The organism is Variovorax sp. HJSM1_2 (genome assembly GCF_049316285.1).
Classification (GTDB): Bacteria; Pseudomonadota; Gammaproteobacteria; order Burkholderiales; family Burkholderiaceae_C; genus Rhodoferax_B.
Map to the genome: position 1 here is coordinate 58,848 of NZ_JBMOXA010000003.1, position 25,740 is coordinate 84,587.

24 protein-coding genes are annotated in these 25,740 nt (G+C 61.6%); 9 read left to right on the plus strand and 15 right to left on the minus strand.

Annotated features, from left to right (window positions below; genetic code table 11):
* The first annotated feature begins 197 nt into the window (after positions 1 to 197).
* On the plus strand, positions 198 to 1,622 hold the full coding sequence (gene gnd, locus ACFQ95_RS04445) for a decarboxylating NADP(+)-dependent phosphogluconate dehydrogenase (protein WP_422829610.1): 1,425 nt from the start codon (positions 198 to 200) through the stop codon (positions 1,620 to 1,622).
* Positions 1,623 to 2,160: 538 nt separating this feature from the next.
* Positions 2,161 to 2,943, plus strand: coding sequence for a hypothetical protein (locus ACFQ95_RS04450; protein WP_422829611.1), 783 nt, complete (start codon positions 2,161 to 2,163; stop codon positions 2,941 to 2,943).
* Positions 2,944 to 3,104: 161 nt separating this feature from the next.
* On the opposite strand, the gene ACFQ95_RS04455 is transcribed toward ACFQ95_RS04450, so the two are convergent.
* The 7 genes from ACFQ95_RS04455 to dapC all read right to left on the minus strand — a co-directional run bounded on the left by ACFQ95_RS04455 (position 3,105) and on the right by dapC (position 9,765).
* Complete coding sequence (locus tag ACFQ95_RS04455; protein WP_422829612.1) at positions 3,105 to 3,443, minus strand: hypothetical protein; 339 nt, start codon at positions 3,441 to 3,443, stop codon at positions 3,105 to 3,107.
* 83 nt (positions 3,444 to 3,526) lie between these two features.
* Positions 3,527 to 4,033: a hypothetical protein gene (locus tag ACFQ95_RS04460; protein WP_422829613.1), complete on the minus strand. Its 507-nt coding sequence runs from the start codon at positions 4,031 to 4,033 to the stop codon at positions 3,527 to 3,529.
* Positions 4,034 to 4,265: 232 nt separating this feature from the next.
* Positions 4,266 to 5,138: a 50S ribosomal protein L3 N(5)-glutamine methyltransferase gene (gene prmB / locus ACFQ95_RS04465; RefSeq protein WP_422829614.1), complete on the minus strand. Its 873-nt coding sequence runs from the start codon at positions 5,136 to 5,138 to the stop codon at positions 4,266 to 4,268.
* A 5-nt stretch (positions 5,139 to 5,143) separates the two neighbouring features.
* Positions 5,144 to 6,331 carry a succinyl-diaminopimelate desuccinylase gene (gene dapE / locus ACFQ95_RS04470; RefSeq protein WP_422829615.1) on the minus strand — a complete coding sequence of 396 codons (1,188 nt, stop codon included), beginning with the start codon at positions 6,329 to 6,331 and terminating at the stop codon, positions 5,144 to 5,146.
* Positions 6,332 to 6,375: 44 nt separating this feature from the next.
* Positions 6,376 to 7,518, minus strand: coding sequence for a PilT/PilU family type 4a pilus ATPase (locus ACFQ95_RS04475; protein ID WP_422829616.1), 1,143 nt, complete (start codon positions 7,516 to 7,518; stop codon positions 6,376 to 6,378).
* Positions 7,519 to 7,613: 95 nt separating this feature from the next.
* Positions 7,614 to 8,438: a 2,3,4,5-tetrahydropyridine-2,6-dicarboxylate N-succinyltransferase gene (gene dapD, locus ACFQ95_RS04480; protein ID WP_422829618.1), complete on the minus strand. Its 825-nt coding sequence runs from the start codon at positions 8,436 to 8,438 to the stop codon at positions 7,614 to 7,616.
* A gap of 52 nt (positions 8,439 to 8,490) precedes the next feature.
* The gene (gene dapC / locus ACFQ95_RS04485) at positions 8,491 to 9,765 is read right to left on the minus strand and encodes a succinyldiaminopimelate transaminase (RefSeq protein WP_422829619.1); all 1,275 of its coding nucleotides are present in this window, start codon (positions 9,763 to 9,765) and stop codon (positions 8,491 to 8,493) included.
* Positions 9,766 to 10,092: 327 nt separating this feature from the next.
* On the opposite strand from dapC, the gene ACFQ95_RS04490 reads away from it, so the two are divergent.
* A complete protein-coding gene (locus tag ACFQ95_RS04490) occupies positions 10,093 to 14,133 on the plus strand; it encodes a hypothetical protein (RefSeq protein ID WP_422829620.1) in 4,041 nt (1,346 codons plus the stop codon).
* A 34-nt stretch (positions 14,134 to 14,167) separates the two neighbouring features.
* Here ACFQ95_RS04490 and ACFQ95_RS04495 read toward each other — a convergent pair whose 3' ends face one another.
* Positions 14,168 to 14,953: an SDR family oxidoreductase gene (locus ACFQ95_RS04495; protein WP_422829621.1), complete on the minus strand. Its 786-nt coding sequence runs from the start codon at positions 14,951 to 14,953 to the stop codon at positions 14,168 to 14,170.
* Positions 14,954 to 14,981: 28 nt separating this feature from the next.
* Complete coding sequence (locus ACFQ95_RS04500) at positions 14,982 to 15,398, minus strand: cupin domain-containing protein (RefSeq protein ID WP_422829837.1); 417 nt, start codon at positions 15,396 to 15,398, stop codon at positions 14,982 to 14,984.
* A 416-nt stretch (positions 15,399 to 15,814) separates the two neighbouring features.
* Between ACFQ95_RS04500 and ACFQ95_RS04505 the strand changes: the two genes are divergently transcribed.
* Both ACFQ95_RS04505 and ACFQ95_RS04510 read left to right on the plus strand, forming a co-directional pair.
* Positions 15,815 to 16,510, plus strand: a complete 696-nt coding sequence (locus ACFQ95_RS04505; protein WP_422829622.1) for a GAF domain-containing protein — start codon at positions 15,815 to 15,817, stop codon at positions 16,508 to 16,510.
* A 126-nt stretch (positions 16,511 to 16,636) separates the two neighbouring features.
* Positions 16,637 to 17,113 carry a hypothetical protein gene (locus ACFQ95_RS04510; RefSeq protein WP_422829623.1) on the plus strand — a complete coding sequence of 159 codons (477 nt, stop codon included), beginning with the start codon at positions 16,637 to 16,639 and terminating at the stop codon, positions 17,111 to 17,113.
* A 747-nt stretch (positions 17,114 to 17,860) separates the two neighbouring features.
* On the opposite strand, the gene ACFQ95_RS04515 is transcribed toward ACFQ95_RS04510, so the two are convergent.
* Positions 17,861 to 18,469, minus strand: coding sequence for a YitT family protein (locus ACFQ95_RS04515; RefSeq protein ID WP_422829624.1), 609 nt, complete (start codon positions 18,467 to 18,469; stop codon positions 17,861 to 17,863).
* A 103-nt stretch (positions 18,470 to 18,572) separates the two neighbouring features.
* Here ACFQ95_RS04515 and ACFQ95_RS04520 point away from each other — a divergent pair, with 103 nt between their 5' ends.
* On the plus strand, positions 18,573 to 19,913 hold the full coding sequence (locus ACFQ95_RS04520; RefSeq protein ID WP_422829625.1) for an amidase: 1,341 nt from the start codon (positions 18,573 to 18,575) through the stop codon (positions 19,911 to 19,913).
* Positions 19,914 to 19,939: 26 nt separating this feature from the next.
* On the opposite strand, the gene ACFQ95_RS04525 is transcribed toward ACFQ95_RS04520, so the two are convergent.
* On the minus strand, positions 19,940 to 20,755 hold the full coding sequence (locus ACFQ95_RS04525; protein WP_422829626.1) for an endonuclease/exonuclease/phosphatase family protein: 816 nt from the start codon (positions 20,753 to 20,755) through the stop codon (positions 19,940 to 19,942).
* Between the two features lie 255 nt (positions 20,756 to 21,010).
* Here ACFQ95_RS04525 and ACFQ95_RS04530 point away from each other — a divergent pair, with 255 nt between their 5' ends.
* Complete coding sequence (locus tag ACFQ95_RS04530; protein ID WP_422829627.1) at positions 21,011 to 21,460, plus strand: SRPBCC family protein; 450 nt, start codon at positions 21,011 to 21,013, stop codon at positions 21,458 to 21,460.
* A 44-nt stretch (positions 21,461 to 21,504) separates the two neighbouring features.
* Here the strand turns inward: ACFQ95_RS04530 and ACFQ95_RS04535 are convergent, their stop codons facing one another.
* Complete coding sequence (locus ACFQ95_RS04535) at positions 21,505 to 21,849, minus strand: PRC-barrel domain-containing protein (RefSeq protein ID WP_422829628.1); 345 nt, start codon at positions 21,847 to 21,849, stop codon at positions 21,505 to 21,507.
* A gap of 197 nt (positions 21,850 to 22,046) precedes the next feature.
* Positions 22,047 to 22,274 carry a hypothetical protein gene (locus tag ACFQ95_RS04540; protein ID WP_422829629.1) on the minus strand — a complete coding sequence of 76 codons (228 nt, stop codon included), beginning with the start codon at positions 22,272 to 22,274 and terminating at the stop codon, positions 22,047 to 22,049.
* A 214-nt stretch (positions 22,275 to 22,488) separates the two neighbouring features.
* On the opposite strand from ACFQ95_RS04540, the gene ACFQ95_RS04545 reads away from it, so the two are divergent.
* Positions 22,489 to 22,740: a hypothetical protein gene (locus ACFQ95_RS04545; RefSeq protein ID WP_422829630.1), complete on the plus strand. Its 252-nt coding sequence runs from the start codon at positions 22,489 to 22,491 to the stop codon at positions 22,738 to 22,740.
* 21 nt (positions 22,741 to 22,761) lie between these two features.
* On the opposite strand, the gene ACFQ95_RS04550 is transcribed toward ACFQ95_RS04545, so the two are convergent.
* Both ACFQ95_RS04550 and ACFQ95_RS04555 read right to left on the minus strand, forming a co-directional pair.
* Entirely contained in the window at positions 22,762 to 23,655 is an 894-nt protein-coding gene (locus ACFQ95_RS04550; RefSeq protein WP_422829631.1) for a LysR substrate-binding domain-containing protein, read from the minus strand.
* Positions 23,645 to 24,601 (minus strand): helix-turn-helix domain-containing protein, encoded by a 957-nt coding sequence (locus ACFQ95_RS04555; RefSeq protein WP_422829632.1) that lies wholly within the window; start codon positions 24,599 to 24,601, stop codon positions 23,645 to 23,647. Before ACFQ95_RS04555 ends, ACFQ95_RS04550 begins: the two co-directional genes overlap by 11 nt.
* A 137-nt stretch (positions 24,602 to 24,738) precedes the next feature.
* On the opposite strand from ACFQ95_RS04555, the gene ACFQ95_RS04560 reads away from it, so the two are divergent.
* On the plus strand, positions 24,739 to 25,737 hold the full coding sequence (locus ACFQ95_RS04560; RefSeq protein ID WP_422829633.1) for a Bug family tripartite tricarboxylate transporter substrate binding protein: 999 nt from the start codon (positions 24,739 to 24,741) through the stop codon (positions 25,735 to 25,737).
* The last annotated feature ends 3 nt before the right edge of the window (positions 25,738 to 25,740 follow it).

Below are 25,740 nucleotides of genomic sequence, written 5' to 3' on the forward strand. Positions count from 1 at the left end.
CAAACAAGGTGGCTGAAATCGTTCGACACAAAGCCCAAGGGGCTAGGTTGCTACGCTAAACATAGCGTGTTACGCAATTGGTATCTGTGGCAGCAAGGTATTTTATTGTGTTCTTGCCCAGCAGGGTTTTGCTTGCTGACAAAATGGCAGCAATCTCTTCATCAATCTCTTCACCAAGCAATCTGCAGGAAAGATCCATGAGCAACAAAAAAAGCGATTTCGGACTGATCGGTTTGGCCGTGATGGGGCAAAACCTTGTGTTGAACGTGGAGAGCCGCGGCTTCCAGGTCAGCGTGTTCAACCGTACCCCGGACAAGACAGAGGCCTTCCTGGCTGCCAATCCCGGCAAAAAGCTGGTGGGTAGCACCACGCTGCAGGAGTTTGTGCAAAGCCTGGCCTTGCCACGCAAGATCCAGATCATGGTCAAGGCCGGCAAGCCGGTGGACGACGTGATCGAGCAATTGATCCCGCTGCTCGACAAAGACGACATCATCATTGACGGTGGCAACAGCCTCTACACCGACACCGAGCGCCGCGACGCCTACCTGAGCAGCAAGGGCCTGCGTTTCATTGGCGCGGGAGTGTCGGGCGGTGAAGAGGGCGCGCGCAAGGGCCCGGCCATCATGCCCGGCGGCCCGGCTTCCACCTGGGAGGTGATGAAGCCCATCTTCGAGAGCATCTCGGCCAAGGTGGACGGCCAGCCGTGTGTGATCCACATTGGCCCGGGCGGCGCCGGCCACTACGTGAAGATGATTCACAACGGCATCGAATACGGCGACATGCAGTTGATCTGCGAGGCCTACAGCCTGTTCAAGGCGGCGGGCTTCAGCACCGACGAGATGGCCTCCATCTTCAACGAGTGGAACGAAGGCGACCTGCAGAGCTACCTGATCCAGATCACCGGCAAGGCGCTGGAGCAAAAAGACCCGGAAACCGGTGGTGCACTGGTGGAGTTGATTCTCGACAAGGCCGGCCAAAAAGGCACGGGCCAGTGGACACTGCTCAACGCCGCCGAAAACGCCGTGGTCATCAGCACCATCAACGCCGCCGTGGAAGCACGTGTGTTGTCGTCGCAGAAGGCGCAACGTGTCGAGGCCAGCAAACACCTGCAGGGCCCGAAAGCCAACCTGAGCGCCGAGAAAAAAGAGCTGGTCGCCAAGGTGCACGACGCGTTGTACGCGTCCAAGGTGATCAGCTACACCCAGGGTTTTGACTTGATCAAGACCATGGGTGAGAAGAAGCAATGGGGCCTGGACTTTGGCGGCATCGCCTCCATCTGGCGCGGCGGCTGCATCATCCGTGCACGCTTTTTGAACCACATCACCGATGCCTACCGCACCGACCCGGCGCTGGTCAACTTGATGTTGGCGCCGTTCTTCAAAGACCTGCTCAACAGCACGCAGCAAAACTGGCGCGAAGTGGTGGCCCTGGCCGTGCGCAATGGCATTCCGGTGCCGGCCTTCAGCGCGTCGCTGGCCTACTACGACAGCTACCGCTCGGCACGCCTGTCAGCCAATTTGCTGCAGGCGCAGCGCGACTTCTTTGGTGCGCACACCTACGAACGCACCGACAAGCCAGCGGGTGAGTTCTTCCATACCGAATGGCCTGAAGTGATTGGTTGATGATTTGCCGTCAGTTGCATCGCATGTGCACTGGTCGTGTGCAGGGTGACGGCTGCTGACGGCCAAAAGAAGACATTTAGGGGTGAGCGATTTTGTGGGTTGCGGCAATTTCAACTGTTGTGGTCATCGGTGTGTGCATGGCACTGCTGGTTCGCCTGGAACATCGCCGAGAAAAGTGGCGGACGGAAAATCTCTGCTACCGATGTGGAAACCTTCCGAGTTTTTCAGCGAAGCCCGTCCGGCTTCATTTCAAATTTCCTACGCCACCGAAATTTGTACGATTCTGTGATCGTTGCGCCTTTCGTCGAAAGGCATGGAACTGGGCTTGGGCAATCTTCTTTTGCGTCATCCCGTTAGCCATTTTTATCAGCCAGCGTTAGTCAAGTTTCCGTCTCAGCCACGATGGCAGAAATCGGCCATAACCGGCCATTCACCGACATCACTCAACTCGGCCAATTCCATACATTGAAGTAATTCTTGGATGAAGTGTTTTCCTCGAAAAATCGGGAAGTTGGCGTTCCTGCTACCTGTTGTCTTGATGGCAGTCATTGCCTTTGTTGTGGGGCTGTACGCGGCCCCCTCCGATAAGGCCCCCTTCAAACCTGATGAGCCTGAATTAGCTGCCCCCCGACATTTGGACCGAATGTTGCAGGCAGACCTCGGCGGCATGCGGGTCTCCATCCCAGCATATTTTGCAACATACGTAGAGTACGACGGAGACCCGGGCTGGGGAGAAAAGAGGACAGGGAAAACTCCCCAACGTACGCCTGCATCACGACTAAGAAGCTTTGGGTTCGATGTGCGTTACCCAGACATGGCAGGCCTGAGCAGTCCTGAACTGTTCGAAGAAAAAAGGCGCTATCGAAGTGCTGAAACTCCATGGATTCTTGTTGGATTCAACACAGGCGAAAGCTATTCAAGTGACGGCTTTTTGGACAGAATTGCAGACGGGTGGTTAAGCAGAGGGGCAATTGGCAACCTCCCGTCGCGCTATGAAAGGATGTCAGCGAAAGAGCATGGCTTAGAGGTTTATGTTCAGGTGGGTGTTGACCCAGAATCAAAAAAGCCCTATCGAGAGCACCGTTTCGCTGAGGACATTTTCATTTATAGGGATGACGCTGGAAGGGTTGAAGCGGAAATTAAGTGCTCCAACCGTCCCGTAGCTGCCCCCCCTTGCAAACATTACTTTAACTTGGACCCAAAGGCTAAGGCGTGGGTGTACGTTAGCTATCGTCGAAGTTTGTTGTCCGAATGGCGCGGCATTCAGGACTCGGTTCGCCGACTGGTGTTTAGCTTTGAGACAGACCCTAGTGCAAGATAGTGTTGAGTGTGGGCGCTTTGTCCTGCCCTGGCTAACACAACAAAGCCGGCTCAAAACGGTCAGTTGCCAAAAGACCAATGACGGTTTTAAAGCGAGGACGAAGCCCGCTTTGGGCCCACAGCGGTCTCTTGTTTTTCACAAAAGCGGACACCCAAGATGAGTTACTTGGCTATTTTCAGAATGAGCCCAAGAACTTGTTGCAAGAGCCAGATTGACAAGACGGTAGCAAGAAACACCACGTAGAACTTCCCCTCCAATCCGGGCGCATTCCATAGCCGTTTCACTTGGGTTGTGAGGTCAGCTCGCGGTGTTCCTGGTTCGGGCTTAGCTATGCCATAGCGAGCTTCGAATGTCGCCATTCTGGCAACTATGACAAAGAACATTGCAATTACGATCAAAAAAATGGCGCCACTAAACTTTCCGTTAGAAGCCATTAAGACTGCTCCGACGAACAAGAACGCAACAAAAAGCGCAACCACTACTTGAGTAAATTTTGTCACTGCGGTCTCCACTTGAGCGGTCAAATTTAGGCCTGCTGCTGGCCGACAGCCATCGTTTGTAGCAGGGTCCAGACTAACGAAACTTAGAGTGAAATCCTAGCCAAAACCTGGTCGCCATCAACAACGACAACAGAAGCCTGCTTCAGCTTCAACTGGCCCTTTGAAGCTCGATACAGACTCCATTTTTGCGAGACCAACTTAAGACCGCCAAACAAGTCTCGCTCCTCTCTGAGGTTAAGGCCGAAAGCACAGGTGGCGCCACAATTAGTTCGATATAGCCGATAGGCTGTTTTGTCCGACTGAACTTCGCTAATCAGTTCGTATGAATCGTCAGGCAGGCCCGCCGAAGGCGCAAGGAACGCGGCGCAACTTGAAAGCAGCAAGCAAGGGACTGCCAGCAGAATCGCTATGGCCGTCCCAAGTTGACGTGGTCCGGGTTCTGCGAGCGGGCGTGAAAGCCGCAGCAGGAGAAAAGGAATCATCAGACTGCCAATCACAACTGCCCAATAGTTGGCGGCGGAATTTTCAAACCGCAATTGATAAGGCAAACCAAGGGCCGCTTGCAAAAAGCTCCACAACACGAAAGCCATCGCGAGTATTGCCGCAACTCGTGGTCGTTTAGGTGCGGACCGTCGTTCAAAGGGCTTTTTCATTGATTGCAAAGGCGCCCATTCTTGGGTGGCTTGACGGCGGCTGGGAATGTTGGCTAATGGCCGAGAGTCGCCTTAAAGCACAACTCCCCTGAGTCGAACTCTCGCCGATCTTGAGACGTGATATTTGAAAACATCACCCTCATTTGAAGAGTGGCTAGAGAGCGCGTACTCAGTCCGCGTAGGCCAGCAAGGCCTCGCGGGTGACCAGCAGTACCTGGTCGTCGCCCGCGCTGGTGTCTAGCCAGACCACTTCCAGGCCGTCAAATGCGGCTTCAAAGTGTTCGCGTTCGTTGCCGATCTCCAGCACCAACACAGCGTGCGGGGTCATCTTCTGCGCCACGCCGGCCAGCAGTTGGCGTATGAAGTCCATGCCGTCGGCACCGCCGTCCAGTGCGAGCTGGGGCTCGGCCAGGTACTCGGCGGGCAGGGCGGCCATGCTGGTGCTGTTGACGTAGGGTGGGTTGCACAGAATCAGATCGAACGGGCCGTCCACGGCAGCCAGGCCATCCGATTCGACCAGGCGTACGCGGTCGGCCAGGTTGTGCTTGTCTACATTGATGCGCGCCACGGCCAGCGCATCGGGCGACAGGTCGGCGCCGGTCACCAACACATCGGGAAAGGTCATGGCGGTGAGTATGGCCAGGCTGCCGTTGCCGGTGCACAGGTCGAGCACGTTTTGTGTGTGTTCACCCAGCCAGGGGTCGATGCTGGCGTCGCTCAGCAACTCGGCAATGAAGGAGCGCGGCACGATGCTGCGTTCGTCGATGTAGAACGGCACCCCTTGCAGCCAGGCCTCGCGCGTGAGGTAGGCCGCGGGTTTGCGGGTGTGAATGCGTTCTTCCAAAAGTATGGCCACCTGCGCCTGCTGCTCGGGCGTGACCAGGGTTTCTTTCACATCGTCCAGCTCATGGAGCGGCATACCCAATCGCCACAACACCAGCCAGGCGGCTTCGTCAAAGGCATTCAAGGTGCCGTGGCCAAACGCCACGCCGGCTTCGCGCAGTTGCTTGGCGCTTTGTTCTATCAGTTCAATCAGCGTCATAAATTTCAGGGCTGCAACTGCGCGTCCAGCAGTTCCAGCACCCGGCGGTAAATGTTTTTCAGCGGTTCGATGTCGGTGAGCGCAATGTGCTCGTCTATCTTGTGGATGGTGGCGTTTGGCGGGCCGAGCTCTATCACCTGTGGGCAAATCTTGGCGATGAAACGTCCGTCGCTGGTGCCGCCGGTGGTGGAGATTTCCGTCTCCAGGCCGGTTTCATCACGTATGGCCTGGCGTACCGTGTCCACCAGGTCGCCCGGTTCGGTCAGGAAAGGCTGGCCGCCCACGGTCCAGGCCAGGTTGTAGTCCAGCCCATGGCGGTCCAGCACCTCGTGCACGCGCTTTTGCAGGCCGTCTGATGTGGAGGCGGTAGAGAAGCGGAAGTTGAAGTCCACCACGGCCGTGCCGGGAATCACGTTGGTCGCGCCTGTGCCCGAATGGATGTTGCTGATCTGCCAGCTGGTGGGTTGGAAGAAGGCGTTGCCTTCGTCCCAGTTGATGGCGGCCAGCTCGGCCAGCGCGGGCAGGGCCAGGTGCACCGGGTTCTTGGCGAGTTGCGGATAGGCGATATGGCCTTGCACACCCTTGACCGTGAGTTTGCCGCCCATGGTGCCGCGGCGGCCGTTCTTGATCATGTCGCCAGTGCGCAGCACGGATGTGGGTTCGCCGACGATGCAGTAGTCGATTTGTTCACCGTGCTGCTGCAGCCAGTCACACATGATGACCGTGCCATCGGTGGCCGGGCCTTCTTCATCGCTGGTGAGCAGCAGCGCAATCGACAGATAGGATTCGGGATGCTGGGCGACAAATTCTTCCACCGCCACAACGAACGCGGCAATCGAGGTCTTCATGTCGCTGGTGCCACGGCCAAACAGTTTGCCGTCACGGTGTGTAGGTGTGAACGGGTCGCTGGTCCACTGGTCGAGCGGGCCCGTGGGCACCACATCGGTGTGGCCGGCAAACACCAGAAGTTTGGTCTCTACGGGCGTGAGTGCAGCGGCTTCGCTGGGGCCGAAACCTTTGCGAATGGCCCAGAGGTTGGTCACGCGGAAGTCGTCGGGGCCACTCTCTACGGTTTCGAACACAAAGCCCAGCGGCTTTAGACGTTCGGCAATGATCTTCTGGCAATGCGCGTCTTCCGGCGTGACGGAGTGGCGCGAAATGAGTTGTTCGGTCAGGTGCAGGGTGCGGCTCATGCCGGGGTCCTTATGCAGGCAGTCAAATTTTGGGGGAGAGCGGATCAGGACTTCACGTCTAGCGTGATTTCGGTGAAAGAGGCCTCGTCTTCGGGCTCGTCCGCCGGTACCTGCGCCGGCTTGCGGGTGAAGTCGTTTTGCAGCCGCCACATCAGGTTGTTGGCCGAATCGGCGTTGGCAATGCCTTCCTTGCGGTCTATGCGGCCTTCGGCAATCAGGCGCGCCAGATCGGCCTCAAAGGTTTGCGAGCCTTCGGCAATCGATTTTTCCATGGCTTCTTTCACGCCCGAGAAGTCGCCCTTGGCGATCAGGTCGGCCACAAAGGCGGTGTTCAGCAGCACCTCCACCGCCGGCACACGCTCGCCGGTGGGCGTGCGCAGCAGGCGCTGCGACACCACGGCGCGCAGCGTGGTCGACAAGTCGCCCAGCATGGTGGGGCGTACTTCCACCGGGTAGAAGTTGAGAATACGGTTCAGCGCCTGGTGGCTGTTGTTGGCGTGCAGGGTGGCGATGCAAAGGTGGCCGGTTTGTGCGTAGGCAATGGCCGCGCCCATGGTTTCGCGGTCGCGGATTTCGCCGATCAGAATCACGTCCGGCGCCTGGCGCAGCGCGTTCTTCAGGGCGACTTGCAGCGAGGCGGTATCGGTGCCGATCTCGCGCTGGTTGACCACCGATTTTTTGTTGCGGAACAAATACTCCACCGGCTCTTCAATGGTGAGAATGTGGCCGGTGACGTTCTGGTTGCGGTGGTCAATCATCGCCGCCAGCGTGGTCGATTTGCCGGCTCCCGTGGCGCCCACGACCAGCAGCAAACCGCGCTTGGCCATGATCAGTTCGGCGAGCACCGGCGGCACGTTGAGCGAGTCGAGTGACGGGATTTCACCGTTGATGTAGCGTATCACCACCGCGTAGGTGCCGCGCTGGCGCATGGCGCTGACGCGGAAGCGGCCCACGCCCACCATGGACAGGGCGATATTGAGTTCGCCCGAGGTTTCCAGTTCGGCCATGTTCTCCGGCGCCACCACTTCGGCGAGCAGGCTGCGCGGCATGTCCACGGTCAGGATCTGACTGTTGATCGGCACGGTCTGACCGTTGATCTTGATCAGTGCCGGCGCGTTGGCCGAGAGGTACAGGTCGGATGCCTTCTTCTCGTGCATCAACCGCAAAATGCGTTCCATCGTGCTCATGAAGTTTCCCAGGTGAACCAGATTGCAAACGAGGCTGAAGCTTAGCGCGAGAGTTTGGCTTGAAGCGAGACAGTCGCTTCAAGCCAACGGCGACATTACTCGCGCAGCAGGTCGTTCAAGCTGGTGGTCGAACGCGTCTTGGCATCCACCTTCTTGACGATGATGGCGGCGTACATGCTGTAGCGGCCATTGTCCTTGGGCAGGTTGCCGCTGACCACCACTGAGCCCGCAGGCACGCGGCCGTAGCTGATCTCGCCGGTGGCGCGGTCGTAGATCGGCGTGCTTTGGCCGATGTACACACCCATCGAGATGACGGAGTTTTCTTCGACGATCACGCCTTCGACCACTTCCGAGCGTGCGCCGATGAAGCAGTTGTCTTCAATGATGGTGGGGTTGGCTTGCAGCGGCTCGAGCACGCCGCCCAGGCCCACGCCGCCAGACAAGTGCACGTTCTTGCCAACTTGCGCGCACGAGCCCACGGTGGCCCAAGTGTCGACCATGGTGCCTTCGTCGACAAAGGCGCCGATGTTCACGTAGCTGGGCATCAGGATTGCGCCCTTGGCAATGAAGCTGCCGCGGCGCGCCACGGCAGGCGGCACCACGCGCACGCCGGTGGCCTTCATTTCTTCGGCGCTGAGGTTGGAGAACTTGGTCTGCACCTTGTCGAAGAAGGCCAGGTCGCCGCTCTTCATGATTTCGTTGTCCTTCAGGCGGAACGACAGCAGCACGGCCTTCTTGATCCACTGGTGCACCGTCCACTGGCCCACGGCTTCGCGCGTGGCCACGCGCAGCGTGCCGTTGTTCAGTTGTTCGATCACGTGGTCCACGGCTTCGCCCACTTCCTTGGGGGCCAGCGAGGGCGAGAGGTTGGCGCGGTTGTCCCACGCGGCGTCGATGATGGTTTGCAGTTGCTGGGTCATGATGTTGAGCTCAGGTTTAAAACTAGTAATGATGGTGATCGGCTGATGCAGCTCAGCCCTTGGCTGCGCGCGACTGCACAAACAGGGCAATACGCCGGGCGGCTTCCGCACACTCGGCGGTTTCGGCCACCAGTGCCATGCGGATGCGTTGCCGGCCGGGGTTCAGGCTGCTCGCGGGGTTGGCTGCATCGGCGGTCTCTCTGGCCAAGTAGCTGCCAGGCAGCACCGTGACATTGTAGGCAGCCAACAGGTCGCGTGCGAAGGCCGCGTCGCTGTCGATGCCATCGACCACGGCCGGTCCGGGCACCTTGGCCCAGAGGTAGAAACCGGCGTCGGGCAAGGCAACGTCCAGCACTTCGGCCAGTATGGGGGTGACCTCGGCAAACTTGGCGCGGTATTGGGCACGGTTGTCGACCACGTGGGCCTCGTCGCCCCAGGCGGCGATGCTGGCGGCCTGCACCACCGGGCTCATGGCGCTGCCGTGGTAGGTGCGGTAGAGCAAAAAGGCCTTCATCAAGGCGGCGTCGCCCATCACAAAGCCGCTGCGCAGGCCGGGCACGTTGCTGCGTTTTGAGAGGCTGGTGAAGGCCACCAGGTTCTTGAAGTCGCTGCGGCCGAGTTTTGCGGCGGCTTCCAGGCCACCTAGGGGCGGCTCGTCGCGGAAGTAGATTTCGCTGTAACACTCGTCCGAGGCGATCACAAAACCATGTTTGTCGCTCAGCGCAAACAGTTTTTCCCATTCAGACAGCGGCATCACCGCGCCGGTGGGGTTGCCCGGCGAGCAGACAAACAGCAACTGCGTGCGCGCCCAGACCTCGGCCGGCACGCTGTCCCAGTCGACCGCAAAGTTGCGCGCCGGGTCGCTGGGGGCGTAGTAGGGCGTGGCGCCGGCCAGCAGGGCCGCGCCTTCGTAGATTTGGTAGAACGGATTCGGGCACACCACGGTGGCGCCAGCTTTGTTTGGATCAATCACCGTCTGCGCAAACGCGAACAGCGCTTCGCGCGAACCGTTGACCGGCAACACCTGGGTGGCCGGGTTCAGCGCCAACTGGTAGCGCCCTTGAATCCAGTCGGTGAACGACTTGCGCAGTGCCAGGTCGCCCGCCGTGGCCGGGTAAGCGGCCAAACCGCTGGACGCGCCGGACGATGCGATGGGCGCGGTGATGGCCTCGGCCATGGCCTTTTGCAGAAACGGCGGTGTGGCGTGTTTAGGCTCGCCAATGCCCAGGCTGATGGGGCGGTAGGCCGGGTTGGGGGTGACGCTGGAGAAAAGCTGTTTCAGCCGCTCGAACGGGTAGGGCTGGAGTTTGGCGAGCAAGGGATTCATGGTGGGTGATTATCCGGTAACAAATCGCCGTCGGCGCGCCGTGCTGCAAATGTCTAGATGTCGCGTTAGTCTCTAAGAAAATTTGGCGCTAAAGGCTTGGCAGCCAAGCGATGATTGCTACTGTTTTTGATAGCTTGCGGAGCACCAGGCCAAGGTGCACGCTTGGCACTGCTTGCCGTGCCGGCGTCTGTCATCTGTACCGGATACACAGGACAGGCGGGCCGCCACGAAGGCTTGTTGTTTGCCAGGATTTGTCGCAGGATGGGCGCCCGGCGCCGCGCCTGCTCCTATCGTCGTGTGTGCGCCACTCCACAAATGGGAGGCCAAATGCGTTTACGTCATTTTGTGCTCGATGGCAGCGGCAAACCCCTGGTGGGTTGCAGTGTGGAAGCGGTGCTGGAGTTCAAGGCGCCGGAAAAGGGGGTCAAGCCCGACCATCCCGAAGTCGGGCCAAACGCGCCCAAGGCCAAGGCCAAGACCGCGGCCAAGAGCGCTGCGGTGAACGCCAAGGTCCATGAAAGCAAAAGCAGCAGCAAACCGGCCGAGACAAGCCCGCTAGATCTGGCCAAGCTGCTGGAGACCGGCGAGGAAGAGGGCGGCGGCAGCCCCAGCCGCGACCTGCAACTGGTGCTGGGCAAGTCCCGCAGCGACCGCTGCGGCTACGGCGTCATCGACCTGGGCCGCCTGCCCAAAGGCAGCCGCAACCTGGTGAGCCTGGTGGTGATCAGTGTGGTGCTGGGCGGCAAGGGTGACCTGCGGCTGCGCGTGGTGGGCGGCACGGGCAGTGTGTCGTTGCTGGACGGCTCCCTGCTGCAATTGCTGCAGGCGGGTGCGGTAGACAGCGCCACCTTGGCCGCTTTGGTGGCGGCCGGTGCCGCAGATGCCCGACAGGCGCTGATGACCATGCTCGAAGACGCGCTGGCGGAGCGCACCGACGCCTTCACACTTTTCGCCGGGCTGGGCACCTTGCTTGGGCCCGCAGGCCATGTGAGTGAACCAGACGCCACCGACTATGCGTTTTCGCCGGACTCTTTTGTGTCGCGGCGCGACGTGAAGGTGGGCGCCGATGGCTGCGAACACCTGACCCCGGCCACGCTGGCGCTGCGCCAATACCCGATCTACCACGTGGTGGTGCACGACGAAGGCAAGGCCGTGCCGGTCGCGAGCAACGGCGAGGTGAAGGCGGCGGGCAGCCGCATCCCATCGGTGCGCGATCCGCTGGTCGAATACCGCGACATCCGCTGGGGCCGCATTCTGGAGTTCGACCAATCGTGGAACGCGCTCGGCCATTCCTTGGGTGAGGTGAAGTACAGCCTGCCGCTGGCCCCGGGCGAGGCGGTGAAGATTGCCGTGATCGACTGGAAGCGCAGCGACGCGGCCGCACGGCTAGGCGCCAATGCCTCCAGCGAGCAACTGCTGCACGAACAGGTGGTCGACCGCGACATCGACGACATCGTCAACGGCAATGTGTCGGAGCAGCAGTCGGGTGAAAGCTTCATGGCCGGCTTGGCCGGGGCGATGGACTTTCAACTGCCGCAGTTCGGCATTTCGGCGGCTGGCCGGCATTCGGTGGGCTTTGGCATGTCCAGCACCCGCGGCAATCGCGATGTGTCGGCCCAGGCGCAGAACAATGTGCACCTGCAAACCGTGCAGCGCAGCAACCTGGTGCGCAGCCAAAGCAGTTCGGTGGTGGTGCAGGCCACGCAGGCCGAGAGCAACTACCTGGCCACACGCATCATCGCCAACATGAACCGTGGGCATTCGCTCACCGTGCTTTATTACGAGGTGCTGCGCCACCTGGCGGTGCGCACGCGGTTTCAGCGGGCCGACATGGCGGTGTTGATCCCGGTGGAGACGATTTACTTCACGCAGGATCTGGCGGCGCGTTTTCGCAGCCAGCTGGAGCCTACGCTGCTGAACCGCAAATATGCCCAGGGTTTTGAGGCGCTGGAGCGCATCAACGCCGGCATTGGCGACGCCGCGCCCCCGGTGAGCGCGCCACCCACCACCTCCGCGCCGCCACCAGCACCGGCGGGCCCGCCGCAGCCGGTGATGGCCTCGCAGTTCGAGGTGACGCTGAAAACCGGCTGGCGCTGGAACGGCCAGAAATATGCGGGCCCGGCCGATACCGCTGGCCACCTGCGCGTGATCGCCCGCATGAGCGACGGCAGCAACATCGAACTGGTGCGGCTGGACGAATTCCTGTTCCCGGTGGTGGCCAACTTTGCGCACATCTTCGACTTTGCCGGCGGCAGCATACTCGGCGCCAACAACAAGCTCTGGACGGTGAGCTACGACAGCCCGCAGCGCGGCTTTTGCTTCGCCACCTGCACCGGCAACATTCCCGCCATAGACCTGCGCAAGGTGCAGTCGTTTGCGGTGGAGTGGACGCCGAACAGCAACCTGGTGGTGGACGTGGCCGATGGCTGGAACCTGCAGGAGGTATCGATCCGCCCTATGCTGCAAAGCGGTGCTTTTCTGTTTGGTTATTTCCAGTTCACCAACAGCACTGGCGAGCTGTTTCGCTACCAGCCGCCGCCACGCGTCGGCCTGCCCGTGCCCACGCAGAACCAAGGCGTGGCGCTGGTCAACACCGACAAGCTCAACCCCGCACCCGAGCCGGCCCCTGCGCCCACCCCGGCGGCCTCACCCGCCCCGGCCACGCCCGCAACAAGTGCCAGCCCGGGCATAGACAGCCACCAGTGGGTGCGCCTGCTGATGCACCACCTGAACACCAACCAACACTACTACAGCGCCCAGGTATGGCTCAACATGGATGCGCGCGAACGCCGCCTGCGCCTGGCGCCCATGTTGGGGCCGCTGCTGGCCGGGCTGGGCGAAGTGCCGCTGGCCTTGTCGGGCAACCACCTGGCGTTTCGTTATTCGGGCGAGGTGCCCGCCGACGTGGCGGCCAGGTTGCCGGAGTTGAAGCTGGACCTGAAAGCCACGGAAACCGTGGTCACCTTGCCCACGCGCGGCATCTTTGCTGAAGCACATCTGGGTCATTGCAACGCGGCTGAGAAACGCGACATCACCCGGCTGTGGAATTTTGAGGAGTTGCCGGTCTCGCTGCTGCCCAACATCGAGGCGCTGACCGCAGGCCCGCGCGGCAGCCAGGCCACGGTCACGCCCGACAGCATGGGCGACACCTCTTTGAGTGTGCAAGACACACCCGCACTGCCAGCCGCTGGCGAGGCCATCGCCCAGGCGCTGGAGCTGCTGGCCAAGCCCGACATCTTCCGCGACCAGTCGACACGCGAACAGGTGGCCGAGATCATGGGCAAGCTGATCGAAAGCGCCCAGCCGCCCAAGCTCAGCGGCAGCAACATCGGTTCGGCCATTGGTGGCGGCAGTGGTGGCAGCGGATCGAGTGGCGGGCTGAGCGCGCCACCGATGGTGAGTGCCGACAGCGGCAGCAGCGCCGGCGAATGGTCCAACCCCTTCGGCAGCCAGGTCAGCGACACCAGTGGCGGCGAATCCTTCCTGGCCGAGAAATACCGCAACTACCGCCTCACCGACGACAGCGACCGCTTCCAGCTCGCGCCCGAACTGGCCAAGAGCCTCAGCGGCTCGGGCATGTCGCAGGACAAGGTAGACGACGTGATCTCGGGCTACGTCAAAGGCACCTCGGGGGTGGTGAAAAAGGTACCGGCGACGGCCACGGTGAAACCGCTGGTGGTCTCGCTGAATGCCTCGGTAGACGTTGTCACCGGCGTGAAGCGCGCGCTCAACGGCAACTACACCATCACCTTCAGCCCGCCCGGCGACCAACAGGAGTCTCCCACCACCGGCCTGACGATGCTGGTGCGCCAGGGCTCCAACGCCAAGCGGCTGAGTCTGCCGCCCGATGTCTACACCGTGCGCGCAGACTACGTCGCCTCCAGCCCCGCCGATCTGGCGCTGATGCGCGAGCCGCAAAGCGACAGCCTGGGCATCAACGGCCAGCCCATTGTCGAATGGGCGATGGACATGTTCCAAAGAGATCTGGCCAGCCAGATGCGCCTGGGCACCGAAATCGAGGCCGCCACCGTGACGGTAGACAGCAAGACCACCCATGTGCCGCTGGTCATCAAAGCGGTGATCGTGCCGTCGCCTATCGCCTCGGCTGAGATGGAGTTCACGCAGGGCTCGGACTTCACGCTGACCAATGCCAACAAGGTGCAGTTCAATTCGGCCAAGCTGTCCGAATTGGCGACCGCACTGTTCGGCAAGATCAAGGCGCCGCAGGCGGCTGCCGTCGCCGGCCTGCTGTCCTTGTTCACCATTGAAAGCAGCATAGGCCTGGACGGGCAGATCAAGGCCGGCAGCAACGGCAAGGTGGTGTTCAAGTTCACGCCCTACATCCTGCGCGAAATCAAGCTGGAGTGAGGTGTAAGGTGTGGAGGCCAGGGTGTTGTCTGTCTTAGCTCTGGCCTGAAGCCGCCTGGCCGGCCAACTGCTGCGTCATCCAGCTGTCGAAATTCACCCTGCCCAGACGTGGGTTGGGGTGCGCAGGCACCAGTGTGCCGTCCAGCAAGGCAGCGCCAAAGTACAAGGCCTCAGGGGCGGCTATCACCTGTCGTTTGTCGCCCATTGCGGCGAGGTACTTTTCGACCAGGGCCGGCATGCGTATCTTCTCGGGCCCGGCAATCTCGGCCACACCGTTGAGTGGCGCCGCCAACGCAAAGTCGGCCATGGCCGCGGCCACATCGTCGGAACTGATGGGCTGCACATAGGCCGAGGGCAGGCGCACGGCTTGTGCGTCGCCGGCCGACTGCACGATGCCGCCTAGAAACTCAAAGAACTGCGTGGCCTGCACGATGGTGTAGGGCCGCTTGGAGGCGCGGATCAGCCGCTCTTGCGCAATCTTGGCGCGAAAGTAGCCGCTGGCGGCCAACTGGTCCGTACCCACCACCGACAGCGCCACGTGGTGCTGCACCCCCGCCTGGGCTTCGGCGGCCAGCAGGTTGCGCCCCGAGGTCTCAAAAAACTCCAGTACGGCGCGGTCTTCAAACGACGGGGCGTTGGCCACGTCCACCACCACCTGCGCGCCGGCCAGCGCTTCGGCCAGGCCAGCGCCGGTGAGGGTGTTGATGCCGGATGACGGCGAGGCGGCAATCACCTCGTGCGTACCACGCTCTGGCTGGCGCAGGATTTGAACCAGCTTGCGGCCTATGAGGCCCGTGCCTCCGATGACGACGATTTTCATGGTGTGTCCTTTGAGTGGGGTGAAGGTCTTACTGCGCGGGCAAAACAACGGGGGTGTCCTTGTTCTTCAGCAGCAGCACCAGAAACTTCGCCGGTTTGGTCTTGCTGGCATTGCGGCCCACGGTGTGCACGTCTTCCGGGCCTTCGTAAAAGCTCTGGCCGGGTGTGAGCGTCACTTCCTTGCCGCCCTTGACCTGCATGACGATGCTGCCTTCGAGCACGTAGACAAAAGCGTGTGCGTCGTGCCGGTGCACGGGGTCGAAGCCGCCCGGCGGGTAGGCCACGGTGATGGCCAGCAGCTCTTTGCCGGGCATGTCGGCCAGGGCTTTGGACATGAGTGCAGTGACCGCTGCGTCATGTGGGCCGGCCCAAGCCGGTGGTGGCGCAAGCAAGGTAGCGCCGCAGAGGCACAACAGTGCCCCGAGTTTTTTGAGGTTTAACAAAATCAGCCTTTCGATGAGGTGGTGTGAAAGGCGCAGCAGGCGCCCACACCACATAAGACGCAGGAGCAGCTCGGTTTGTGACAGCCCACTGCGGCCTCTGGTGTCGAAATGTTGGCAAATGGCCTTGGTTCAGCCCCTCAGGACGAATATGTTCTTAAAGGAAATATGGCTTTGGCACTGATGCAGAAAGCGCTAGGTGCTATCTTTTCATGAGCGGTTGAAGTCATCGGCAGCTTTGACGGCCGTCTGCGAAACGCGTTCTTCAGCGGCTGGCGGCCAGACACGCTGGCTGCCGACTTTGTTGTGCTGTGTACATTCAGCGCCTACATTTGACGCTAGACGCAAAAAATCTCCCCTTGATGTCTCTTTTCGTCGAGAGACGATTCGGCTGGCTCCCAATTAACGGTCACAGGTGTCTCATGGCTTTCGAAGTTCAATTCCCCGATGTCGCCCTGGCAGTTCAGAATGTCATCGCCAACCAGCGGCTTAACGAACGGTCTGCTCGACAGCCAGACTATGCCGCGCAAGTGGCCGCCACGACCACCGTGGTGAAAGCGCTGGCGGAGACGCCTGACTCCGTGCTCGCCAAGCTGTCGCAGGGCGTTCTGCAACTGACCGGCGCCGACTCTGCTGGCGTCAGTTTGTTTGGCCGTGCAAATGGCAATCGTGTGTTTCTTTGGCAGGCGGCCGTCGGTCTGTTTGAAAAGTACCTTGGCGCCGTGGTCCCCTACGAGGAAAGCCCTTGTGGCTTGGTCATCAGCACCGACAAAACGATGTTGATGCTCAACCCCGGCGAGGCCTACAAAACTGCCGCCCAGGTCCAGCCTCCCATCGAAGAGGTTTTATTGGTGCCATTCCATGTGAACGGACAAGCCGTGGGAACCGTTTGGGCAATTTCGCAAGGTCACAAGAAGTTCGACGCAGAAGATGCGCGGCTCATCACTGACATGTCTGAACTGGCGGCCTTGGCCTACCACGTGCTCACCAAAATGGGCGACCTGGAATTGCTGAACAAGGCCGTGCAATTGGTGGCCGAGGAGCAGCTTCAGTTTCCGCTGGCGGCCGCGGTCCGCCCCGTGACAGACCAGCGCACTGTAGAGACCATCACAGACTGACATCCTCATCCCGGGTGCCTGCGCGGCGCTATCCGCTGAATTCCTACAACCGATAACGCTGTTCGGCCTCGTCCGCGTGCACAAGACAAAGCATCATGACTTGTCTCCATGCCTCTTGGGATGAACATGAAACATCACACCTTGCTTGCGTCTGCGCTGATCGGCGTCGTGGCCAGCGCGCGCTCCATGACACCCATGGCCACCATCTCGGCGGCTAGGCTTCTAGGCCGCAGTACACCGGGGCGGCTCGCCTTGCTCGACCGGCCGCTGTTCAGACTGGGCGCCTTGGTCTTGGGCGCCGGCGAATTGTTCGGCGACAAGATGAAGACGGCACCGGACCGTACCGTTTTTCTGGGGCTTTTGGCACGCGTCATGAGCGCGGGGATTGCCGGCGCGGCCTTAGCCCCGCGCGGCCGCGAGCCATCTGGTGCCGTAGCGGCGATTGCGACGGCCGTGCCCCTGGCCTACGTGGGCTTGGACATTCGCAAAAACGCCATGCAACGAATCGGCCAGACGCGCAGCGGCTTAATGGAGGACGCGCTCATCGTTGCCGCGGGTGTGGCCATTGTGGCGCTGGCGGTCAGCTCCAAGAGCCGTTCGTAATCGCACGATGCATCGTACGGTAAGCCACGGCGGCTTCTAACCTCAAGCGTGTTCCCGACCGGGGAATCGGCTGAGGCTTACACCGCCGCTCTGGTGCAGCTCTCACAATGAACCGTCCCCAGACGCGGGGAAGCGCATGAATTTCAAGATAAGAGGAGTTCGCCATGTCTAAGCCAATGCCCAGAACGCCAAACCCACCGAATAAGAATCCTAGTGGGCCTGGCCCAGAAAAGACGCCATCGCCCCGAAATGGCACGGGGCGGAACGACGGTTGAGCATGCGAAGGTTTATTGGCGGCTGAGGGATGACACAGCCGTTTGCTTCCATCCAAGGCACTGCTCAGCACAGTGAACTCAGATTTCAGCCTAGATGTGGCCGGACGTACGCAACACCCGCTGCCGGTCGACAAATGTTCCCAGGCGTTCGAGGGGCGGGCCATTTCTCTAGTCGAGGTGAAAACACCCGTGCGCGATTAACAAGGACTGGGCGCGATTGATTTAGCGCCTTTGCAAACGCAAAGTATGGACTGCATAAAGGGGCAGCCATGCGAACTTTGGGTACTGCTGGCCACCATGCCGTCAAGCCTTTGCACCGCCACACCTTGCTTGCTTTGGGTAGACGGGCGGCCCGCAGTGCGCGGTGACAAGTCAGTGACGGCACCAGCTTCCATGAGATGTGGCGGACGACTTTAATCACGCAGACTACGGCTTGGGGCTAGGCCTGAAAGCCTGGCTTTTGTTCTCCACCTCAGGTCACGGCGTAGCGCCCCGGCTTGTGGTTGATCCACAAAAACACGCCCATCAGCACCGCCGCCAGCACCGAGTAGGCCACACGCTCCGCAGGAATGACGAACAGCGCCAACACCACCACCGTGCAGTCGATCACCAGCTGCACCTGGCCCGCGCGAAAGCCTTTGTACTGCTGCAGGTACAGCGTGACGATGGTGGCGCCGCCCAGGCTGGCGCGGTGGCGCGCCAGGAACAGGCAACCCGAGCCGAGCAGCAAACCACCCAGTACAGCGGCGTAAGCCGGGTGCATGGCGGCCACTTTGAAGACCTGGGGTGTCCACTCGGTCAACGCCGACAGCAGTGCAATCGCCAGAAAGGTCTTGATGGTGAACTCTCGGCCCATGTACTTCCACGAGAACCAGTAAAACGGCAGGTTCAACAAGAAGAACAGCTTGCCGAAGCTCACGCCCGTGGCGTAATGCAGCAAAAACGCCGCGCCCGCCGTACCCCCGGTCAGCAGCCCGGCCTGGCCCAGCAGGATCAGTGCAAGCGAGACGAACAGCGTGCCGGTGAAGATGCCTTGTGCATCATCGACCATGGTGTGGCGTTGCAAAATGGGCGGCGACATGACAGCGGGCATGGTGTGAAGGGGCGCAGATGGTAACGTGCGGCGGTAACCGCGTGTCCGTTGCGCCTGGGCATTTTTCGGTGCCTGGGTTCAAGCAAGCTCCATGCCGCAAGCCACTCAACGATTAAATCCACTGCTTATGAAGATTTCTGATTCCGCCACGACCCGACTCGACCGGGCCCTCGCCGCGATTGAAGCCGCAGGTGATGAAGGCCGCCGCATCTTCACCCGCGTTTATGCCGATGCCGCGCGTGAAGCCGCCGTGGCGGCTGACGCCCGCGCGTCACGTGGCATCAGCCTGGGCCCGCTAGACGGCCGCATCGTCTCCATCAAAGACCTGTTCGACGTGGCCGGCGAGCCCACCACCGCCGGCTCGGTACTGTTACGACAAGCGCCGCCGGCAACGGTTGACGCGCCCGTGGTGCAACGCCTGCGCGCGGGCGGCGCTGTCATCATCGGCAAGACCAATATGACCGAGTTTGCGTTCTCGGGCATTGGCCTGAATCCGCATTACGGCACGCCGGGTAATGCGGTCGATGGCACGCGTATTCCGGGCGGCTCGTCTTCGGGCGCGGGTGTGTCGGTGGCACGTGGCATGGCCGAAATCGCCATTGGCTCCGACACCGGTGGCTCGGTGCGCATTCCGTCTGCGCTCAACGGCTTGGCCGGCTTCAAGCCCACGCAGGCGCGCGTGCCGCGCGACGGCGCGTTTCCCTTGTCGTTCACCTTCGACACCCTGGGCCCGCTGGCGCGCAATGTGCTCGACTGCGCGCGTGCCGATGCCGTGCTGGCGGCGCAGCCTTTCACGCCGCTGGCGCCACGTGCCGTGCGTGGCCTGCGGGCGGGCGTGCCGCGCGGGCTGCTGTTCACCCAGATGGAAGTGGCGGTGTCCAACGCCATCGAGGCTGCATTGCAAACCCTTGCCCGCGCGGGCGCGCAGGTGGATGACGTGGCGCTTGACGAATGGCTCAGCGCCCCGTTTCGGCTGCAAGAGCGCGGCACCATGATAGGTGCCGAGGCCAGCTACATCCATCACACACTGATGGCCGAGCACGCGGCCGCCTACGACCCCATGGTGCTCTCGCGCCTGCGCCGCAGCGGCACCCTGGATGGTGCGGGCTACGTGGGGGTGCAACAAGCCCGCGCGGCACTGCTGCCAGCGCTGGACGCGCAACTGGCCGGCCTGGATGTGTTGCTGCTGCCTACCGTGCCGATCACCGCACCATCCATGGCTGCGCTGGCTGACGAAGCGGCGTTTGGCCAGGCCAACAACCTGGTGCTGCGCAACCCATCGGTCTTCAACTTCTATGACTTGCCGGCCGTGTCGCTGCCATTGCCAGTGGCGCCTGGCGCATTGCCTGTGGGGCTGATGGTGGTGGGTAGGCGTGGGGGCGACGCGGTGTTGCTCAGCCTGGCGGCTGCGCTGGAGGCCGTGTTGCATTAATGCCCGCAGCGCATTGCGGGAGAGGCTCAGGCCGTTGCAGGCAAGGCGAAGCGCGCCAAGACCGGGTAATGGTCGGATGCATTCTCTGTCGCGGTGTTCTGTATCACTTCGTACGCCACCGCAAACGGCGCCAGCGCCTTCGAGGCCAGCAGGTAGTCGCAGCGCATGGTGGCGAACTCGGCGTTGCGGTAGGCCGGTGTGGGCACGGTGGCTTTGCCGTTGGCGCCAAATTGGTTCCCCAGGTCCACCCAGCCGGCACGCTCAAGCCGCGCCATCACGCTGCGGTCCACGCCTTCGCAGCCGTCTACCAGATGGCGCGACTGGTAGTGGGCTGGCAAAGTCGGCCAGTCTGCGGGCTCAGGGTCGTGGGGTGAGCAGGAGTTGAAGTCCCCCGCGAGCAAGCTCAGCGCTTGCGGGGCTGCCATGGCCGAAAGATAACTGGCCTCGCGTCGGCGCACCTCCGGCCCGAAGGGGCATAGGTGCACACTGCTGAAGTCCATGGGCTGCTTCAGGCCTGGGACCGCAACCCGCAGCGTCGCCAGCGCATGGTGAAAGTTCGCCGGGTCGGGATGGAAGGCGATGGGGCGCAGGGGCGCCCGCAAAAATACGGCGACATGAAACCCGGTTCTTGCCGCCGGGGCCAGGAAGCCACGCATGCCAATCGCCGCCTCCAGCTCATGCAGCCACGCGCCCCCATGGCCGTCGAATCCCGTGGCTTCCTGCAGCAGAAGCACGTCCGGGCGCACACCTAGGATGATTTGCATCTGCGCGGTGGCGCGTGTGCTGGCTGTGCCATCCCGGCCACCAAACAAGGTGTTGTAAGTGAGTACGGAGAGTTGCATGTTTGGCCGTTGCAAAACTTGAGCCTTTGATCGTAACGCCATCAGCAGCGCCCTTGGCTGGATGACGCCAGCTCGGGGACTGCGACCAACTGTCGAGCGCGGTCTCCGTGGCCGCAAAGGCTTCAGCTCCTGGCCGCTTCTCCAACTCAAAAAATCCGTGTCTCGCGGATGCTCGGCCGCTTGAAAAAATGCCGCATTGCGTTGAAAGTAGTGGGCACAGCCTCGCGGCAACAATCCCCATGAAAGGAATATCACATGACCACCGGCACTGTTCAATTACACCGTGTTTTGAAGGCCCCGCCAGAACGTGTCTACAAGGCGTTTCTTGATGCCGACGGCTTGGCCAAATGGCTGCCGCCCTACGGCTTTACCTGCAAAGTGCACCACATGGACGCCAAAGTCGGCGGTACGTTCAAGATGTCGTTCAGCAATTTTTCCAAAGGGCTGGCGCATTCATTCGGTGGTGAATACCTGGAGTTGTTGCCCAACCAGAAGATTCGCTATACAGACCGTTTTGACGATCCCAAGCTACCTGGCCAGATGATCACCACCGTGACCCTGAAAGCCGTGCTGTGTGGCACCGAGCTGATGGCGGTTCAGGAGGGTATTCCTGCCGTCATTCCAGTGGAGATGTGTTATCTGGGTTGGCAGGAATCTCTGGCCCAGCTGGCTTTGCTGGTGGAGCCGGATATCCCTGCCGAATAATGCCGCCGGCGGGCCTGCATGAGCCCCGGCGCCTGGCGGTTTGGCTACATCCAGTTCACGCCGTAGTGGTCGTAAATCTTGCGGCCGTATTCGTCGGTGTAGTCCGGGGTGGCCGTGGGCTCATAGTGCGGCGCGTTTTCGAGTTGCGACTTGTCCATGGGCACGACATAGCCGTCTAGCGTGGTGTCGTATTTCAGTATGCTCCAGGGGATAGGGTAGCGGTCGGTACCCATGCCGAGAAAACCGCCAAACTCGAGTGCGGCGTAACGCACCAGGCCCGAGCGCTTGTCTATCATCAGGTCATCAATGGAGCCGAGCTTGTCGCCATTGGTGTTGTAGACGGTGGTTCCTTCCACCTTGTCGGACGAAATAACGGGGTTGCCAATCATCTTGCATCTCCTTCAGGTACAGCCAGTCGACACCGTGCCGGCCAGTCTGAAGTTTGTTTATCCGTCTTCTGGCGGCGCAGGACGATCAGCGCAGAGGTGGAGCGCCTGTAGGTGATAGCGCCTAGGACCGGTCGCTCAAGCGCGCACCACGCTCTGCGCGCGGGGCGTGGCAAACCTGGTCACGAGGTCGAGAGGATTCAGAGATCCGCGCGCTGGCTTTCGCGGTAGAACAAGGCCAGCGCCTGGTAGCCCGCAGGCCGTATGCGCAGCACCCGCGCCGGGCCGCCGTCGCGGATTTTCGAGGGAAGTTGCGCGTCTACATAGCCCATGGCTTTGCACAACGTGATCTGATCGATTTCTTCGGGCGCGATGAAGGCGCGTGGCAATGGCTCTTTCGTAAGCTCTTGAAGCATCTCGATGGACATAGGTGTCTCCGGTTTTGCGAGCAGGCGAACAGCGAAGCCAGTAAATGATATGTTCACGTTGAATGGCTTCAAAGCAGTCTTTCTGACAACCCTTTGCTCTGTATGGTTCCAGCAAAATGCGAGCTTTACCTACGCTGTGGGGCGCCGGCTGCTATGGTCTTAGAGAGTGTTGTTCACCTGGGAGATACTCGGCACTCAAAAAATGGAGCCTAAGATGGCCACTTCCACCAACATCACCACCCCGGGTCGGTTTTTTTCTCGCAGCATCGCGCTGGACAGTGGCGCCGACATCACCGTGACGCTGCGCCAGACGCAGCATTTCGACATTGACACCATAGACCTGGAAATGGTCGACGTGGAGGACCTGGTGCAGCCAGCCGGCGGCCCCTATGCCACGGAAGAGGCCGCTTTGGCGGCCGCCAAGGTGCTTGCGCAACAAGCCCTGGCAGCATCAGCGCCGGAATGAGCCGCAGCGCAAGCCGTGCCGCTATTGCGGCCGCTGGGCCAGCACACACTGCACCAATTGCTGCACGTGGGCGGGCAGGGCGTCGAGTTGCCGCACACACAGCACCAAGTGGCGCTTGGCCCAACTGTCGGTCAAGGTGATGCGTTTGAGTTTGGCGCGGCGGCCGCAGCGTTGTGCCACCGCCAGCGGCACGATGCCGACCCCAATGCCCTGGCCGACCATCTGGCATACCGACTCAAAGCCGCCCAGGCGTATGCGGTAGTGCAGCCGTTTGCCGATGCGGCGCGCTTGTTGCGCCAGGTGTTCATGGAAAGCGCTGCCGGCCGACAGGCCGACAAAGGCCTGGTCCGCCACATCGGCCAAACCCAGGCGCGCATGCTGCGCCAGCGCGTGGGCTTGTGGCACCACCAGCACCAGCGGGTCGGGGCGGAAGACGCGGGTTTCCAGCCCGCTCAGGTCCACGGTGTCGGAGACGATGCCGATGTCGCAGACCTCGCGCCGTACGGCATCCACGATGTCGGCGCTGGCGCGCTCTTCCAGGTCGATGGCGATGCCAGGGTGTTGCGTAAGAAATGGCCCCAGCACCTGGGGCAGATGTTCACTCAACGCCGAGGTGTTGCACAGCAATTGGATGTGCCCCTTGAGGCCCCGGCCGTAGTCGCCCATGTCGCCCTGCAGCTGCGCCAACTGCTGCAATATGCGCCGCGCGTGTTGCAACAGGGTGTGGCCTGCGGGTGTGGCCGACACCCCGCGCGACGCGCGCACCAGCAAGGGTGTGCCCAGTGAATCCTCCATGCCGCGTATACGTTCGCTGGCCGAGGCCAGGGTCATGTGGCTGGCTGCGGCGCCGGCCGTGAGTGTGCCGGCTTGCATTACGTTGACAAACAGGCGCAGGTCGGTCAGGTCAAGATGCATGGAGCCGCCCTGGTGTTGCTTGCGCTGGCTGCCCCATGGCCTGTGATGGCCCACCGGGCACGGCCATCAGCCCCTCGACCACCCCGCGCCGGTAGGCCGATGGTGCGCAACCCTGTGCGGCTTTGAAAAAACGGCTGAAGTACGCCGTGTCCTGAAAGCCCAGTTGCTCGGCAATGGTGTTGACCGGCGCTTGGGTATAGGCCAGCAGGCGTCGCGCTTCCAGCACCTGGCGCTGGTGCAGCAGCTCCAGCGCACTTTGGCCGGCGAGATTGCGGCAGACGCGGCTCAGGTGGTCGGCCGTCACGTTCAGCGCCTCGGCGTAAAAGCCCAAAGCCTGGGCGCTGCGGAAATGTTGCTCCACCAGCGCCAGATAACGTTGCAGCAAGGCGTCGCGCGGGGTTTGGCGCGGGCTGGTTTCGTGGGCGGCGGTGTGCTGGCGCAAAAACCACAGCGCCAGCAGCTGCACCCAGGAGTGCAGCGCCTCGGCGCGGCCCACGCTGGTTTGCTGGAACTCCTGGCCCAGCAGCGCGAACAGGCTTTCACCGGCCGACAAATCCTGCGGCAGCGGTGTGCCACCCAAGACCAGGGTTTGCTGCAAGCGCTGCGCCATGGCGGGCGCATGTTGCGCCAGCGGACGCAGTGCACTGCTGGGCACCGTGACCTGGCAGCCCACGCTGTGCGGCGCATACACAAAGCCGTGCACCGTGCCCGGCGCCACCATCAGCGCCACAGGCGCCTGCAGCGCGTGCGGCACACCGTCTAGCGTGCCTTGCACGGCACCCTGGGTGAGCAACTGGAATTGATGCAGCCCTTCATGGCGGTGGGCCGGAATTGTCCAGTGGTGTGCCTGGCCACGCACACCAATCGACTCGTAGTGCAGGCAATCGTCGGGCTGGTAATGCTGGACCTCGGAGAACGGAACCACGAGCAGGGGGGCAGTGGGCATGGATTCGAATGGGTAGAAAGTAAAGATTAAACCTATGCCGGAAATCTACATGCCGCGGTTTCTTTCGTCCATGGTGGTTTGCCATCAGCGCGCCTACCATCAGCCCCAGATTGTTTAAAACAACCAGGAGACAAGAGATGTGGAATCGGCGTGAAGTACTGCGCGGCGGGGTGTGCCTGTCCGCTGCGGGTGGTTTGACTTTGTCCGGCTTGGCGCGGGCCCAGCCCGCGTTGCTCAATGGCAATGCCACCATCGTGTCCGGCTTTCCGGCCGGTGGCATGGGCGACAACGTGGCGCGGCCGATTGCCGAAAAACTGCGCGGCCGTTATGCCAATGCCGTGCTGGCCGACAACCGCACCGGTGCGGGTGGCCGCATCGCTGTCGAATACGTGAAACGTGCCGCACCCGATGGGCTGACCATCCTGCAAATTCCGAGTTCACCCATGGTGCTGTACCCGCATATCTACAAAAAGCTCAACTACGACCCGCTGGTCGATTTTGTGCCGGTGAGCTCTGCCGTGAGCTACGCGTTCTCCTTCACCGCGGGCCCGGGTGTTCCGGCCGAGGTGAAAACCGTGGCCGACTACATCAAGTGGGCACGCGCCAACCCCAAGCAGGCGAACTACGGCATTCCGGCCGCCGGTTCGGCCTTGCACTTTGCCGGCATGTTGCTGCAGAAGGCGGCGGGCATAGACATGACCAGTGTGGCCTACCGTGGCGGTGCGCCACTGCTCAACGATGTGCTGGGCGGCCAGGTGCCAGTGAGCTTCAACGTGATCGGTGAAGTGATGTCCTACATCAAGGCCGGCAAGCTGCGCTCGCTGGGCGTCACCAGTGCACAACGCTCACCGTTTTTGCCGGATGTGCCCACGCTGGCCGAGCAGGGATTCAAAGACATCGCCATCCAGGAGTGGCTGGGCTGGTTTGTGCCCGCACGCACGCCGGCCGATACCGTACGTCAACTCAACACCCAGGTGCGCGAGGCGCTGCAGGTGCCGGATTACGTGGCCGCGCTGGCCGGTTTTGGCTTGCAGCCTTTGCACCAGACACCGGAAGAGTTTGCGCGCGTGGTGAAGGCCGATTTTGACCGCTGGGCGCCGCTGGTGCGCGCCACTGGTTTCACTGCGGAGGATTGATTT

What these genes read in the sequence shown, in the direction of transcription:
- ACFQ95_RS04490 (WP_422829620.1), top strand. Translation starts at nt 10,093, where the DNA reads ATGCGTTTACGTCATTTTGTGCTCGATGGCAGCGGCAAACCCCTGGTG.
- ACFQ95_RS04555 (WP_422829632.1), bottom strand. Translation starts at nt 24,601, where the DNA reads ATGCCCACTGCCCCCCTGCTCGTGGTTCCGTTCTCCGAGGTCCAGCAT.
- ACFQ95_RS04550 (WP_422829631.1), bottom strand. Translation starts at nt 23,655, where the DNA reads ATGCATCTTGACCTGACCGACCTGCGCCTGTTTGTCAACGTAATGCAA.
- ACFQ95_RS04545 (WP_422829630.1), top strand. Translation starts at nt 22,489, where the DNA reads ATGGCCACTTCCACCAACATCACCACCCCGGGTCGGTTTTTTTCTCGC.
- ACFQ95_RS04510 (WP_422829623.1), top strand. Translation starts at nt 16,637, where the DNA reads ATGAAACATCACACCTTGCTTGCGTCTGCGCTGATCGGCGTCGTGGCC.
- gnd (WP_422829610.1), top strand. Translation starts at nt 198, where the DNA reads ATGAGCAACAAAAAAAGCGATTTCGGACTGATCGGTTTGGCCGTGATG.
- prmB (WP_422829614.1), bottom strand. Translation starts at nt 5,138, where the DNA reads ATGACGCTGATTGAACTGATAGAACAAAGCGCCAAGCAACTGCGCGAA.
- ACFQ95_RS04525 (WP_422829626.1), bottom strand. Translation starts at nt 20,755, where the DNA reads ATGCAACTCTCCGTACTCACTTACAACACCTTGTTTGGTGGCCGGGAT.
- ACFQ95_RS04530 (WP_422829627.1), top strand. Translation starts at nt 21,011, where the DNA reads ATGACCACCGGCACTGTTCAATTACACCGTGTTTTGAAGGCCCCGCCA.
- dapD (WP_422829618.1), bottom strand. Translation starts at nt 8,438, where the DNA reads ATGACCCAGCAACTGCAAACCATCATCGACGCCGCGTGGGACAACCGC.
- ACFQ95_RS04475 (WP_422829616.1), bottom strand. Translation starts at nt 7,518, where the DNA reads ATGAGCACGATGGAACGCATTTTGCGGTTGATGCACGAGAAGAAGGCA.
- dapC (WP_422829619.1), bottom strand. Translation starts at nt 9,765, where the DNA reads ATGAATCCCTTGCTCGCCAAACTCCAGCCCTACCCGTTCGAGCGGCTG.
- ACFQ95_RS04515 (WP_422829624.1), bottom strand. Translation starts at nt 18,469, where the DNA reads ATGTCGCCGCCCATTTTGCAACGCCACACCATGGTCGATGATGCACAA.
- dapE (WP_422829615.1), bottom strand. Translation starts at nt 6,331, where the DNA reads ATGAGCCGCACCCTGCACCTGACCGAACAACTCATTTCGCGCCACTCC.
- ACFQ95_RS04535 (WP_422829628.1), bottom strand. Translation starts at nt 21,849, where the DNA reads ATGATTGGCAACCCCGTTATTTCGTCCGACAAGGTGGAAGGAACCACC.
- ACFQ95_RS04520 (WP_422829625.1), top strand. Translation starts at nt 18,573, where the DNA reads ATGCCGCAAGCCACTCAACGATTAAATCCACTGCTTATGAAGATTTCT.
- ACFQ95_RS04505 (WP_422829622.1), top strand. Translation starts at nt 15,815, where the DNA reads ATGGCTTTCGAAGTTCAATTCCCCGATGTCGCCCTGGCAGTTCAGAAT.
- ACFQ95_RS04495 (WP_422829621.1), bottom strand. Translation starts at nt 14,953, where the DNA reads ATGAAAATCGTCGTCATCGGAGGCACGGGCCTCATAGGCCGCAAGCTG.
- ACFQ95_RS04460 (WP_422829613.1), bottom strand. Translation starts at nt 4,033, where the DNA reads ATGGCTTTCGTGTTGTGGAGCTTTTTGCAAGCGGCCCTTGGTTTGCCT.
- ACFQ95_RS04450 (WP_422829611.1), top strand. Translation starts at nt 2,161, where the DNA reads ATGGCAGTCATTGCCTTTGTTGTGGGGCTGTACGCGGCCCCCTCCGAT.
- ACFQ95_RS04560 (WP_422829633.1), top strand. Translation starts at nt 24,739, where the DNA reads ATGTGGAATCGGCGTGAAGTACTGCGCGGCGGGGTGTGCCTGTCCGCT.
- ACFQ95_RS04540 (WP_422829629.1), bottom strand. Translation starts at nt 22,274, where the DNA reads ATGTCCATCGAGATGCTTCAAGAGCTTACGAAAGAGCCATTGCCACGC.